Raw genomic sequence first — 12,849 nt, forward strand, 5'->3', positions numbered from 1 at the left:
CATGACAAAATCATATGACATTGTAGTAGTAGGCGGGGGTCCCGGCGGTTACGTGGCGGCATTGCATGCGGCAGAGCTGGGAAGCAAGGTGGCGCTTGTGGAAGCAGACTTTCTTGGCGGCACGTGTCTGAACAGAGGCTGTATTCCTTCCAAGACTTTGCTCAAGCACGCAGAAGTGATTGAGTCCATCCAGGAGGCCAAAGCATGGGGCATTGAGTCCGGGGAGCTTTCCCTGTCCCTCGATAAAATGAAAAAGCGCAAGGATGATGTGATTCAGCGCTTGCGCAGCGGCATTGCGTACCTGCTGAGCCAAGGGAAAATTGATGTGTATCAAGGCTTTGGCTTCATTGAAGAAGGTAAGGTTGTCCGGGTGGAAGCAGAAGCGGTAACGATTCGGCTGCAGGCGGACCGCATCATCGTCGCAACCGGGTCATCGCCTGTTGTACCGCCAATTCCGGGTCTGGCTTCTGTCCCATTTGATACGAGCGACACCATTTTCGATATGACATCCATCCCGAAATCCGTCGTAATTATTGGCGGGGGCGTCATTGGCGTGGAGTTTGCCTGCATCTTCTCCAGCCTGCAAGCCGAGGTGACGGTCATTGAAGCGGCGGACCGTATTATTCCAAACGAAGACGAAGATGCTGCCAAGGTGCTGACCAAGCTGCTGAAGAAGAAGGGCATCCGCTTCTACACAAGCACGAAGGTAACGGAAGTGCAGCAGGCCTGCGAACAGAAGGTTGTCGTATGCACAGATGCGAAGGGCAAAGAGCTGTCCTTCAAGACAGAAACGCTCATCATGAGTGTAGGGCGAAAGCCGAATCTTTCCGCGGTGCAGGATGTTGCCATTGAAAAAGAAGGGCCTTTTATCAAAGTCAATGAGAAGCTGGAAACAAGCATCCCTGACATCTATGCTGTAGGAGATGTCATCGGCGGCTATCAATTGGCGCATGTCGCCAGCGCCGAGGGAGTCGTGGCAGCTGCCAACGCTGCCGGCTTCGAAGAGAAAATGGAATACAAAGTGGTGCCGCGCTGCATCTACACCCTGCCGGAGGTCGCCGGTGTCGGCATGACCGAGGCGGAAGCCAAACAGAAGGGACTGGCTGTGCGCACAGAACGGTTTGACCACACCGGAAACGGCAAGGCACTGGCGCTCGGGGAAACCGGCGGCTTTGTCAAAATCGTCTATGAAGAGCAGTACGGCGAAATCCTCGGCGTGGTCATGGTCGGGCCGCACGTGACGGAAATGATCTCCGAGGCCTCCGCCTTCATGTACCTCGAGGGCACGCTCGAGGAAGTAACGAAGATGATTCACCCGCATCCAACGGTTACGGAAGCGTTCTATGAAAGTGCCATGCACGCGGTGAGCAAGCTGAGAAAGAAGGCTGTTCTCGTGTAACGTCTGCGCAGCAGGATGCTCCTGTTGATATAAAAAGGAAGAGAGCTTGCAGCATTCGGACTATACTCGTGTCTGAGAGCTGCAGGCTTTCTTTTTTGCCGGAAAATAGAGCTTGTTGCTTTAATTCAAAGGAGCTGGCGTGCAAGCTCATATTTTAGGGTTTGTAGGAAGTTGATCTCCTGCTGCTCTCTAACTTACATATTTAATTTTCCAATATAATTTAATGTGTTATATAAATATATTTTAATCGACTTGAAGGTTAGAAACTTACAGTTTTTTTATGCCTGTAATAAGTTGCGGATATAGTGAAAAGTATTGATTTTAAAGGGTTTTTGAACCTGTTGAAGACGGTTTTTATTATGGAGAAGGCTTTTAAATGATTCGGTTCTTGGTAAAAAGTTATATCAATCTATACTTAATTCTAGATAAAAGATATTTACTAATTTAATGTATTTGTGTATGATAAAGCTGTAAGGTTGTTCTGTATAAAGAATTTAATATACTTAAAGAAGAATAAGGTTGATCTATAGTAGGGTGTTCTTCCGGCATATCAGGTGCTTGGTGCTTACATACAAGGTACAGATTGACAGGAGATCAGGTTTCGCAGGCCTTGTGCTGTTCTTTTTAGCATATTAATTAACTATATGTTTATTGTAATTGGTTAACTTTTAAAAGACAAAACCAAATGGGCTTTTCCTCAATAGACAGTACAGAACAATGGCTTACAGCATGATTCAAGCAAGGACAGATTTCTTGCTTAAGGGGGGAGAAGGTAAGGTGAAAAAGCTATCACGTACGCTTTTAAGTCTGCTGCTGTTTGCTCAGTTCGTACCGGCAGCCGGCTCAACAGCTGTGTACGCCGCTGGCGGTGATCTGGTCAACGATGACTTCCAGGACGCCGGTTTGCCGAGTGCGCCGACTGATGCCATAAGCGGGGCGATCGGCAATTACAAGGTGAGCATCACCAGCAATAAAGCGGCATGGGCGTTCAATCCGGCTGAAAACTATGTTCAGGTTACGGAGGACCCGCTGCAGGCAGGCAACAAGGTCCTGAAGCTGTATGACAAGCAGGGGAGCACGACAACAGGCGGGGGAGCCACCCGCGTCTACCATAACAGCTTCCCGAAGCAGGAAAAAAATCATACGGTCATTACAACGTTTGATTTCATGGCAGATGCTCTTGCATCCAGCACCCGATTCCGTTTGACAGACAATGGCATTAATGCGGCGCTTGTTTCGCTGGAGACATCCGGCAGCCAACTGATGTACCGTACTGCCGACAATCAGCTGACACCTGTGCTGAATGGCCTGCGTGCCAATACATGGTACCATGTGGAGATCCAGGCGGACCTGGCCAACTCCAAAGCCAGTGTGACAGTAAGCGGCGGCGGCAGCGGGGAACTGAAGGACGTTCCGTTCTACCAGGCGGCGGCAGCGAATCTTGGCAACTTCGATGTGGGCACTGGAAACAGCGGGGTTTCCACACTGTATCTGGACAATGTGCACATTTATAACGCTCCGGCTGCGCCAACAGCTCCGGCAGCACCAACCGGACTGGCGGCACAGGCAGACAATACGAACGTCAACTTGTCCTGGAACGCGGTAAGTGATGCTGCTTCTTACAATGTAAAAAGAAGCACAACGGCAAGCGGACCGTTCCAAACGGTGAAAGAAAATGTAACAGACGCAACGTTTCAGGATGCTGGCTTGGACAATGACACAACCTACTATTATGTAGTCAGTGCAGTGAATGCAGCTGGGGAAGGTGCAGCAGCTGCTCCTGTCAGTGTGAAAACTGCGGCAGCAGTGAAAGAGCCGGCAGCAAGCCAGGCATACCTGTTGAATGACAGCTTTGAAGGCTCCAATTGGCCTGAAGGTCCGACAAACGCGCTAACAGGCAAAATTGGCGGCTATGATGTCGAGGTAGAAAGCAACAAGGGAGCTGCCTGGGTGTTCAATGCAGCTGAAAACTATGTGCAGGTTGTGCAGGATCCATTGCAGAGCGGCAACAAAGCTCTCAAGCTGTATGACAAACAGGATGGTTCTGCGGCGGCGGGCGGGCTGACACGCATTTCCAACAGCAGCTTCCCGAAGCAGACAACAGACAAAACGATTGTAGCTGAATTTGATTTCATGGCTGAGTCCTTTGGCTCAAACACCCGGTTCCGCCTGACGAACAGCGGTGTGAATACGGCCATGGTTTCCTTGGAAATCGTCGGCGGCAAGCTCGCATACCGGGCGGCAGACGGCACGACGCCTGCCATCACGGATTCTTTGCAGCCGAGCAAATGGTACCATGTGAAGGTACAGGCTGATATGCTGCTTTCCAAGTATGATGTGACAGTGAGCGGCGGCACGAGCGCCGAGGTTCGCGGCCTGTCATTCTATCAGGCTGTGGCTGATTTTGGAAACCTTGATGTGAACACCGGCAATAGCTCTACATCAGCCTTATACTTGGACAACATTCAAGTGTACGTTCCTTCTGTTGTGCCGGCAGCACCGGCAGGGCTGAAGGCAGAAGCAGGAAATACACAAGTCAAGCTTTCCTGGAGCGCGGCAAGCAGCGCTTCCTCTTACAAGGTGAAGCGGAGCACATCGCCAAACGGGCCTTTTGCGACTGTAAAAGAAAACGTGGCGGATGTAACGTGGACTGATACAGGATTGACAAATGAGACAACGTATTATTATGTGGTGAGCGGCGTCAATTCGGTCGGAGAAGGAATCGATTCCGGATCTGCCAGTGTTACTCCTTCAAGCAACATGGCACTGCCGCAGGCGCCTGAGGTAACCGCGACAGCGCGGGATTCTTCTGTCAGCCTGTCCTGGAACAGTGTGGAAGGCGCTGATTCCTATACAGTAAAGCGCAGTACAGAAGCGGCGGGTCCATTCACCGTGGTGGCCTCCGGACTGACAGCGGTTTCCTATAAGGACACGAAGCTGACAAACGGCACAACCTATTACTATGTTGTGCAGGCGACAGGAATCGGTGGGGAAGGGCCCCAGTCCAATGCGGCCATTGCAAAAGTAAGCGCGCCTTTGGCACAGCCATTGAACCTGAAGGCAACGGGAGATAACAATCGTGTTGATTTGGCCTGGAGCAAGGTGGAAGGCGCTGCGTCTTATAAGGTGAAGCGGAGCACAGCGAACGGCGGTCCTTACACGACGATTGCGGACGGCCTGACTGATGCAGCTTACAGTGATACGAAAGCGCAGAATGGAACCATCTACTACTATGTTGTGACAGCAGTCAAGGACACAGTGGAAAGCATGATTTCCAACCAGGTGCAGGCAAGACCATACGTGGCAGCTTCCGGTGCTCCGGCAATTCCGGCAGAGTTTAGTGTGAAGGCTGGCGACAAAAAGGTTGAGCTGTCCTGGAAAGAGGCTTCCGGCGCTTCCTCCTACACAGTGAAGCGAAGCACAACGAGCGGCGGTCCTTATACAGTTGCGGCCAGCGGTCTCACCTCTCCTGTCTATACGGACACGGACGTGACAAACGGAACACAGTACTATTATGTGGTTACTGCCTCCAACGCCAAAGGCGAAAGCGGGCTCTCCGGGGAACTGGCAGCAGTTCCGGCGAAGATGCTTGTGGTGGCCCAGGATGGAAGCGGCGACTTCGATACGGTGCAAAAAGCAGTGGATTCTATTCCGGCTGCCAACACTTCTAGAGTTGTGATCTTTATTAAGAATGGAGTGTATCATGAGAAGGTTGCTGTCGCGAAGCCATACGTCAGCTTTGTCGGGGAAAGCCGCGACGGTGTGGTCATTGACTGGGATGATTATGGCGGCACAGACGGCCAGTCCGGCAATGTGGGCAGCACGTTTGCGAGCCAGACCGTCGGTGTGACCGGAAATGCCTTTACTGCCTCCAACCTTACGATTCAAAACAGCAGAGCCCCTCGTTCTCAATACGGAACTGCAGTTGCCCTGTCTGTCAAGAGCGACCAGGCTGTATTCACCAACGTGAAGATCTTGGGCCATCAGGATACCTTGTATACGGGAAGCGGCAGACAGTATTACCGCGATTCGTATATCGAGGGAGATGTGGACTTCATCTTCGGAGAAGCAGCCGCAGTTGTGTTTGACAACAGTGAAATTCACAGTGTCGGCACAAGCGGCTACGTAACAGCAGCGGCGCAGACGAAAGAAACAGATGCTGGATTTGTATTCTTAAATTCACGTTTGACCAAGGATGCTTCCGTGACAAAGGTCTATCTCGGCCGTCCTTGGAAGAATTATGCGAAAACAACGTTCATCAATACATGGATGGATTCTCACATCGTGGCTGACGGCTGGTCCATCTGGTCCGGCAAGGACAATCATGAACGGGCAAGCTACGCGGAATATAACAGCACCGGCCCTGGCGCCAATGCGCAAGCACGGGTGGCCTGGTCCAAGCAGTTGACAGCCGAAGAAGCCAGCAAGTTCACCATTCCGGCTATTTTCAACGGCTGGGATCCATCACAAGAAGTGGCTCTGCCGACAGCGCCTCCTGCGGCAGCACCGGCGGCACCGGTTCTTTTGGAGGACATGACGGACCATACAGCCATTGCAGCCGGCTGGGCGGAGAAAGGCGCCACTGTACAGGTGAAGAAAGCTGACGGAACCGTGTTGGGCTCCGCGATTGCGGCAGATGGCACGTTCCAGGTTATTATCCCGGTACAAAAGGGAGGAACAGTGCTGACGATTTCCTCCACAAACAGTGCAGGAAAGTCTGCGGAAATCCAGAGTACAGTCCGCGGAACGGACAGCCAGCCAGCGGTGCCAGTATTGCTTGGCACAATCGTTGACACAACAACCATTGTAGCCGGCTGGGCAGAAAAAGGCGCAACGGTGCAGGTGAAGAAGGCGGATGGAACCGTACTGGGCTCCGCAGTTGCGGTGGATGGAACCTTCCAGGTCATCATTCCGGCGCAAAAGGGCGGAACGGCGCTTATCATCGTTTCTACCAATAGTGCAGAAAAGACAGCACAAGTACAGAGCACAGTGCAGGAAACAGCAGCCAAACCATTGGCGCCGGTATTGCTTGGCGCAATTGTTGATACGACAACTGTTGTTGGCGGCTGGGCAGAGAAAGGCTCGACCGTACAAGTGAAGAAGGCAGATGGAACTGTGCTGGGCTCCGCAGTTGCGGCGGATGGGACCTTCCAGGTCATCATTCCGGCGCAAGAGGGCGGAACCATCCTGACAGTTTCCTCCACAAATGGTGCAGGAAAGTCTGCAGAGATGCAAAGCACAGTGCAGGAAACAGATCATCCGATGGCACCGCCGGTTCTGCTGGAAGCTATTACGGACCAAACAACCATTGTAGCGGGCTGGGCAGAAAAGGGCTCAACGGTACAGGTGAAAGCTGCTGACGGAACGGTCCTTGGCTCCGCAATTGCGGCAGATGGGACCTTCCAGGTCATCATTCCGGCGCAAAAGAGCGGGACGGTATTAACCATCTCCTCCAGAAACAGTGCAACCAAGTCGGTGGAGATGCAAAGCACGGTACAGGGCGGAAGCCGGTAAAACTGTATCACGATTTACAAACAAGAAGGAGTGCATCCTCTATGAGGCGCACTCCTTCCTCTTATGAATGACAGCAGGATGAACGGAGGAAGAGAAAATGGACTGGTTTATAGCAGGCATACAACTATATCTTTTGTTTTTATTCCTTTATACAGCAGTAATCGGTTTTTTAGGTCTGCGCCCAGTCAAGCAGCAGCCGCAGGCAAAGCCGAAGCATCGTTTTGCCGTGCTGGTGGCGGCACATAATGAAGAACAGGTAATCGGCGGGATTGTGAAAAACCTGCGGGAGCAAAGCTATCCGGCACAGCTGTATGATGTATACGTCATTTGCGACAATTGTTCAGACCGGACAGCCGCGGTGGTGCGGGAAAACGGCGGCATTGCGATGGAGCGGTTCAACCAGACGCTGCGCGGCAAAGGACACGCGTTGGAGTGGATGTTCGAGCGTCTGTGGGATTTGGAAGCGCAAGGGACACATTACGATGCGGTTGTCGTATTTGATGCGGATAATCTCGTCTCACGCAACTTTTTAAGTGTGATGAATACGAAAATATCGGAGGGGCATGAGGTTATTCAGGGATACCTGGATACCAAGAATCCCCATGATACATGGATTACGAAGGCTTCTGCCTATGCATATTGGACAACGAATCGGGTGTACCAGCTGAGCCGTGACCAGTTGGGGTTGTCAGCCCAACTCGGCGGAACGGGCCTTGTTGTCAGTACGCAGGTTCTCAAGCAGATCGGATGGCGAACCACCAGCTTAACAGAGGATTTGGAGTTTACCCAACGCTATATTCTGGAGACAGGAAGGCGGGTAGCCTGGGCCCATGAGGCGAAAATCTATGATGAAAAACCGCTGGGCCTGCGGGCGAGCATGAAGCAGCGTGTCAGATGGATGGCCGGCCACACAGATTGTGCCCTGCGGTATGCTGTTCCGTTGTTCAGGAAGGCAATCAGCGGGTCCATCATCTCGTTCGACAGTCTGGTGTACTTGCTTTCACCAAGCCGCAACATACTCTATCTGCTCTATTTGCTGATCATCGGCGCATCACTGGCAGACCGTTATCTCTTCAATATGCCTCTTATACATAGTCCGAATGAAGTCCTCCTTCTTCATCCGGCAGTGCATGTTCTCGTTTTCTCTCTAAATGTGATCCTGTCCTTTACGGGTTTAATGCTGGAGCAAAGGGGGAGAAAGTGGTTTTGGTTCTTCTACGTCATTCTTTTTGGTCTTTCTTGGGTGCCTGTGACCATCCAGGGGATTTTGAGCAGAAGACAACGCAATTGGTCACACACGCAGCACACGAGAAATGTCAGCCTGGAGGATATAGAAGCAGTGGCCGGCAAAACGGCATAGCACGCCATGTTCTCTTATGGTAACAGCAAGCGCAGAAATAAGCTGTTCTTTGGTTATGAACAGCTTGTTTCTGCGCTTGCTTTCACCTGCAATCAGCTTCGCGGCAGCAGCATTACCACAACCCCGATGATACAAATCAATCCGCCGATCCAGTCATATGTATCAGGCAACTTCTTATCCACCCACCGGCCCCACAATAAGCTCATCACAATAAAAATGCCGCCGTACGCTGCATATACGCGCCCGAAACTGGAAAACACCTGCCATGTGGCGATGATGCCGTACAGCACAAGGATGAGGCCGCCGAGCACACCGAGCCAGCCCGATGCGCCCTCGCGCAGCCATTTCCACATGAGATAGCCGCCCCCAATTTCCGCAAGGCCCGCCAGTACGAATATCGCAATTGCTTTCATGCTACTTCCTCCGTATGTCTGATGCATCCATTATAACAGAAACCCCCATGCCGTCATGGCATGGGGGTGGAAAAGCTACGCCGCCGCCGGCTTTTTATCAGAAGACCGCGCGCCAATCATGAACAGGATCGGCAGGATGTTCGCGACAGCGACAGCCGTCAGCATGGCGCCGTGGAAGTCTGTTCCCATCATGACGGTGTGAAGCGTCACGCCGATATAGAGAATCGGGTTCAGCGCGTGCAGCTTCTGCCATGTTTTGTAGCCAATCTTCTTGCGCAGCTTGGAAGTCACGATTGTGATGATTAAGAAGTACGTGGACACAATGCCGAATGCCATCGGGATCGTTTCGTAGCTGGTGTCGAATGGGATGAACAGCTCCGCCCATTTGAATGGCATATAGGAATCAATCATCAGAATGCCCAAGTGGCCGGCTGTGAGAATCAAGGCCCAATCGGACAGCACCTCGTGAACATGATGAAGGTTATTCACCTTCTTCTTGCGCCGTTTTTGGATGACGGAATACAGCCCTGTTAGTACTGAGAGATATAGTAAGAGATAAGCGACAGTTCCGGTTGCCCGGATTGCATACCATTCGAATGCTTCCATGTGAATCCTCCTGTTCTGATGTGGGTATTTATCTGTTATCTCAGCTTCCGCCTGTTGTGGTGTGGAAGCCGTGCTGCTGTAAGCCTGAAGAGCTCTGCGTTGCTGTTTGCTGTACTGTGCTTGTATCGCTTGCCTGGTCGCTTTGCTGATCAGATGAAGCTTGAGACTGAACAGCCTGTGTGCCGGATTGGTTTGTTGTTTGGTCCGTGATGCCGAAGTAGGCCATGGCGCCTGCCACAAGTGCAAGGCTCGCAAAGCTGATGCCCCAGGATGTGAATTTTTTCTTTTCCATTGTAAAAACCTCCTTGAATGTGTTCATCTATCTTTAATCGCTGTGATTGACTAGCTGATGTTTTGAGTATAGGGGAGAAATCTTAAGATTTCCTAAAAACTGTAACGTGTTTCGAAATTATATTTTTGCCATAAATCAAAACAGCTTCCTGCGGCTGCAGGAAGCTGAGCGGTTCTGTTTAATAAAACATCTTTGTCTGGAGCATCCCCAGCGCACGGCTGATTTCCTCTACATCCTCTTCTGAAGTCTGCCGGAGCCGCTCCTGAAAGCCGGCCTGCATATGCATCAGCACTTCATTCATCAGCGCTTGTCCCTCATTTGAGAGACGGATGTGCTGCCTTCGTTTATCCTCTTCATCGCTTACTTTTTCAATCAGGCTCTTCTCACTCAGCTTGCGCAGCTCGCGGCTCGTGTTCGGCAGCGACATGTGCTGGCAATCGCTGAGCTCACTGACAGTGACAGGCTGATTGACAGCAATATGCATCAGCATGTCATACTGCACCTGGGTGATGGATGCCGGCTTGGCGGGCTGCGTCAGTTCGTGGGTCACCCGGTGGACACTGCTTGTGAAAGATAAGCATTGAAAGAAAAGGGCTGTTTTGTCCATATCCTTCACCTCTTATAAAGAAAGATAACAAATTTATTATCAATTGACAACAAAAGGAAGAGGGAGTATGATTTAGTTATCAAATGATAACTAAAGGGGGGATGGCGATGAAGGTGCTGGTGATTTACACACATCCGAATCATGACAGTCTCTGTTATTCCTTTTTACAAAAGATCCTGCAAGGGGCCGGCGAGAATCCGAAGGTGAAAGAGGTGCAGGTGCTGGATTTGTATGAGGAGGGCTTTAACCCGCTTTTGGTGTTCAATCAGGAAAAAAGAAGACGGGACATGCACCGCGACCCTGACTTGGCAAAATACCGGGAGCAGCTTCTTTGGGCTGACAAAATTGTGCTGGTGTATCCGATTTGGTGGGGGCGTCCGCCGGCGATGCTGCTTGGCTATATGGACCAAATGTTTGCGGCCAACTTTGCCTACCGGGACGGGAAGGGCCACTTTGCGGAGGGGCTGTTAAAGGGGAAATCCGCCGTATGCGTGTCCACGATGAAGGGGCCGGCGAACTATCCGCTGCTTTGGCTGCACAACGCCCATAAGATTTTGATGAAGCGGGCTCTCTTTGGGTTCGTCGGCATCAAGAAGGTGAAGTTTTTTGAGTTCGGCAATATGGAAAGTCCAAAGGGCAAGCAGGCAGAAAAGCTGGAGAAGGTGTACCGGTATTTTCGGGCCGTTGGATGAAGGGGCGGACTGAAACAAAAACGGAACAGGTGAAACAAAACGAAGCTGCCTCTTGGACGGGATTATGGGCAGTGAAACAATCTTTTTCAAAAATGAAACAATTCCTGTTGCTCCTCCATCATTTTTCTCCCAAAACCCCTTCTACAGACCATTACTGGAGCCCGCAACTGTACCCGGTTTTCAGTAATGGTCTATTTTAGCCAGCCTGAGTTCCTTTTCTCACGCGCAAGTAGATGATTGCCGCCGCAATCACGCACAGCAGTGCAGCGTAGAGACCGTAGCGGTGCACATATTCATGGACCAGATACCACCGTTCGCCCAATTGGTAGCCCAGTGTAAGGAAGGTGACACACCAGAGGACTGCGCCGGAGTACGCATAGACCATGAACGTGCGAAGTCTGACACCGCCCATGCCGACAAGATAGGCCACGACATGCCGCACACCCGGTATGAAATAGCCGACGAGCAAAAAGCGGTTCCCGTATTTGGTGAACAGCCGCTGCGTCCGCTCCACCCGCTTCTCGGTCATATGCACCTTCGGCCCGAATTTGTGGAGAAAGGCAATCCCGAGCCAATGTCCGATGCCATAGCTGAGGGTGATGCCGATGCTTGTCCCCAGAACAGCAAACAGCAGGGCCGGGACATAGTGCATATTGCCTTTAAAAATGTTATAGCCGACATAGGTCAGCAGCACCTCGTCGGGCAGGGGCAGTCCGACGATTCCCAGAACGAGGGCGCCAAAAATTCCAAAGTAGCCATAGTGTACAAGTAAATGTGTGAGCATATGTTCCATTGCTTTTCCCCGATCCACAGTTTTGTTATTCTGTATTATGGACAAGACATGCCAAAGAATACCACAGCCGTTTCATATGAAAAGCCCCTTTTTCCCAAGCTTTCATGGGAGAAAAGAGGCCTTTTTTCAATCTATTCTCTTCCAGCGGGAGCTGTTCCGCTCAATCAGCATCGGCTCAAGCTGAATGGTAACAGGCGTGGAGGATACTTCGTGTTCAATCCGGTTCTGTAAAATCTCAATGGTCATTTTGACCATTTCTTCAATCGGCTGATGAATACTGGAGATCCCCATAATTTTTGCCAGGTATGTATCGTCAAAACCGACGAGGCTGATATCTTCCGGGATGCGGATATTCCGTTCTTGGGCAGCCTTCATAAATTCCAGCGCCATAATGTCATTGGCGGCAAAGGCGCAGGTGAAATCCGGTCTCCCCACTTCGGTAAAGTATTTTTCAATGTCCCGGCGCATCAGGAAGTTGTCGATGGAGGTGACCTCCAAACGTACATAATTCCTTTTATCAAATGTAAAGCCGTTCTCCCGCAGCGAGCCGTCAAAGCCCAAAAACTTTTCATCAATCTCTGTTCCGATAAAGCCGAATTTCTTATGGCCGGCGCGAATGAAGCTTTCTACCACAATCTTTCCGGCCTGCAGGTGGTTCAGACCAATGCTGTCAAGCTGCGGCTTGTTTTGGGTGATGATGACGGAAGGTGTGCTCAATTCGCTGATCCGCTGCATATTGTAGTCGCTCGCAGGGACAAGAATCAGGCCGTCCACCTGCCGGGCCAGGAAGTTTTGGATGCTTTCCCATTCCGTGATGGGGTTGTGCTTGGAGTTGTGAAGCAGAATATTGTAGCCAATCTTCCGGCATTCCGCCTCCAGTGTTTCAATCAGTTCCACGAAATAAGGGTTATACACTTCTGTGACGCAGACGCCGATAATATGGGAAGAGCTCTTTTTGAGTGTTTGAGCTGCTTTATTGGGGATATAGCCAACTTCCTCAATCACCTTCATTACCTTCTTCGCGATGTCTTCATTTACAGCTTTGTTGCCGTTAATGACACGCGAAACGGTAGGCTGGGAAACGTTTGCAAGTCTTGCAATGTCTTTCATTGTGAGCTTTGTCATGGCAGACTCCTTTCCATCCACTATCATACCAAATTTTTATCCAAAGGT

Annotated in this window: 10 protein-coding genes; 4 read left to right on the plus strand and 6 right to left on the minus strand. The window is 51.0% G+C overall.

Going from position 1 to position 12,849, the window contains the following annotated elements; genetic code table 11:
- The first annotated feature begins 1 nt into the window (after position 1).
- From lpdA to NK662_RS19300, 3 genes are all read left to right on the plus strand, one after another.
- On the plus strand, positions 2-1,399 hold the full coding sequence (lpdA, locus tag NK662_RS19290) for a dihydrolipoyl dehydrogenase (protein ID WP_254760590.1): 1,398 nt from the start codon (positions 2-4) through the stop codon (positions 1,397-1,399).
- Between the two features lie 777 nt (positions 1,400-2,176).
- Positions 2,177-6,913 (plus strand): pectinesterase family protein, encoded by a 4,737-nt coding sequence (locus NK662_RS23795; protein WP_254760591.1) that lies wholly within the window; start codon positions 2,177-2,179, stop codon positions 6,911-6,913.
- Positions 6,914-7,010: 97 nt separating this feature from the next.
- Positions 7,011-8,273, plus strand: coding sequence for a glycosyltransferase family 2 protein (locus tag NK662_RS19300; protein ID WP_254760592.1), 1,263 nt, complete (start codon positions 7,011-7,013; stop codon positions 8,271-8,273).
- A gap of 92 nt (positions 8,274-8,365) precedes the next feature.
- Here the strand turns inward: NK662_RS19300 and NK662_RS19305 are convergent, their stop codons facing one another.
- The 4 genes from NK662_RS19305 to NK662_RS19320 form a co-directional block, all read right to left on the minus strand.
- Positions 8,366-8,686 carry a YnfA family protein gene (locus tag NK662_RS19305; protein WP_254760593.1) on the minus strand — a complete coding sequence of 107 codons (321 nt, stop codon included), beginning with the start codon at positions 8,684-8,686 and terminating at the stop codon, positions 8,366-8,368.
- 75 nt (positions 8,687-8,761) lie between these two features.
- Entirely contained in the window at positions 8,762-9,292 is a 531-nt protein-coding gene (locus NK662_RS19310) for a ferric reductase-like transmembrane domain-containing protein (protein WP_254760594.1), read from the minus strand.
- Between the two features lie 40 nt (positions 9,293-9,332).
- Positions 9,333-9,584 (minus strand): hypothetical protein, encoded by a 252-nt coding sequence (locus NK662_RS19315; RefSeq protein WP_254760595.1) that lies wholly within the window; start codon positions 9,582-9,584, stop codon positions 9,333-9,335.
- 178 nt (positions 9,585-9,762) lie between these two features.
- Complete coding sequence (locus tag NK662_RS19320; RefSeq protein ID WP_254760596.1) at positions 9,763-10,191, minus strand: MarR family winged helix-turn-helix transcriptional regulator; 429 nt, start codon at positions 10,189-10,191, stop codon at positions 9,763-9,765.
- Positions 10,192-10,298: 107 nt separating this feature from the next.
- Here NK662_RS19320 and NK662_RS19325 point away from each other — a divergent pair, with 107 nt between their 5' ends.
- A complete protein-coding gene (locus NK662_RS19325; protein ID WP_254760597.1) occupies positions 10,299-10,883 on the plus strand; it encodes an NAD(P)H-dependent oxidoreductase in 585 nt (194 codons plus the stop codon).
- 196 nt (positions 10,884-11,079) lie between these two features.
- Here the strand turns inward: NK662_RS19325 and NK662_RS19330 are convergent, their stop codons facing one another.
- Positions 11,080-11,676 (minus strand): DedA family protein, encoded by a 597-nt coding sequence (locus NK662_RS19330; protein ID WP_254760598.1) that lies wholly within the window; start codon positions 11,674-11,676, stop codon positions 11,080-11,082.
- 126 nt (positions 11,677-11,802) lie between these two features.
- Positions 11,803-12,801 carry a LacI family DNA-binding transcriptional regulator gene (locus NK662_RS19335; protein ID WP_254760599.1) on the minus strand — a complete coding sequence of 333 codons (999 nt, stop codon included), beginning with the start codon at positions 12,799-12,801 and terminating at the stop codon, positions 11,803-11,805.
- Between the last annotated feature and the right edge of the window lie 48 nt (positions 12,802-12,849).

The sequence above is a fragment of the Ectobacillus ponti genome (assembly GCF_024294785.1).
In the GTDB taxonomy this organism is placed as follows: Bacteria; Bacillota; Bacilli; order Bacillales; family Bacillaceae_G; genus Ectobacillus; species Ectobacillus ponti.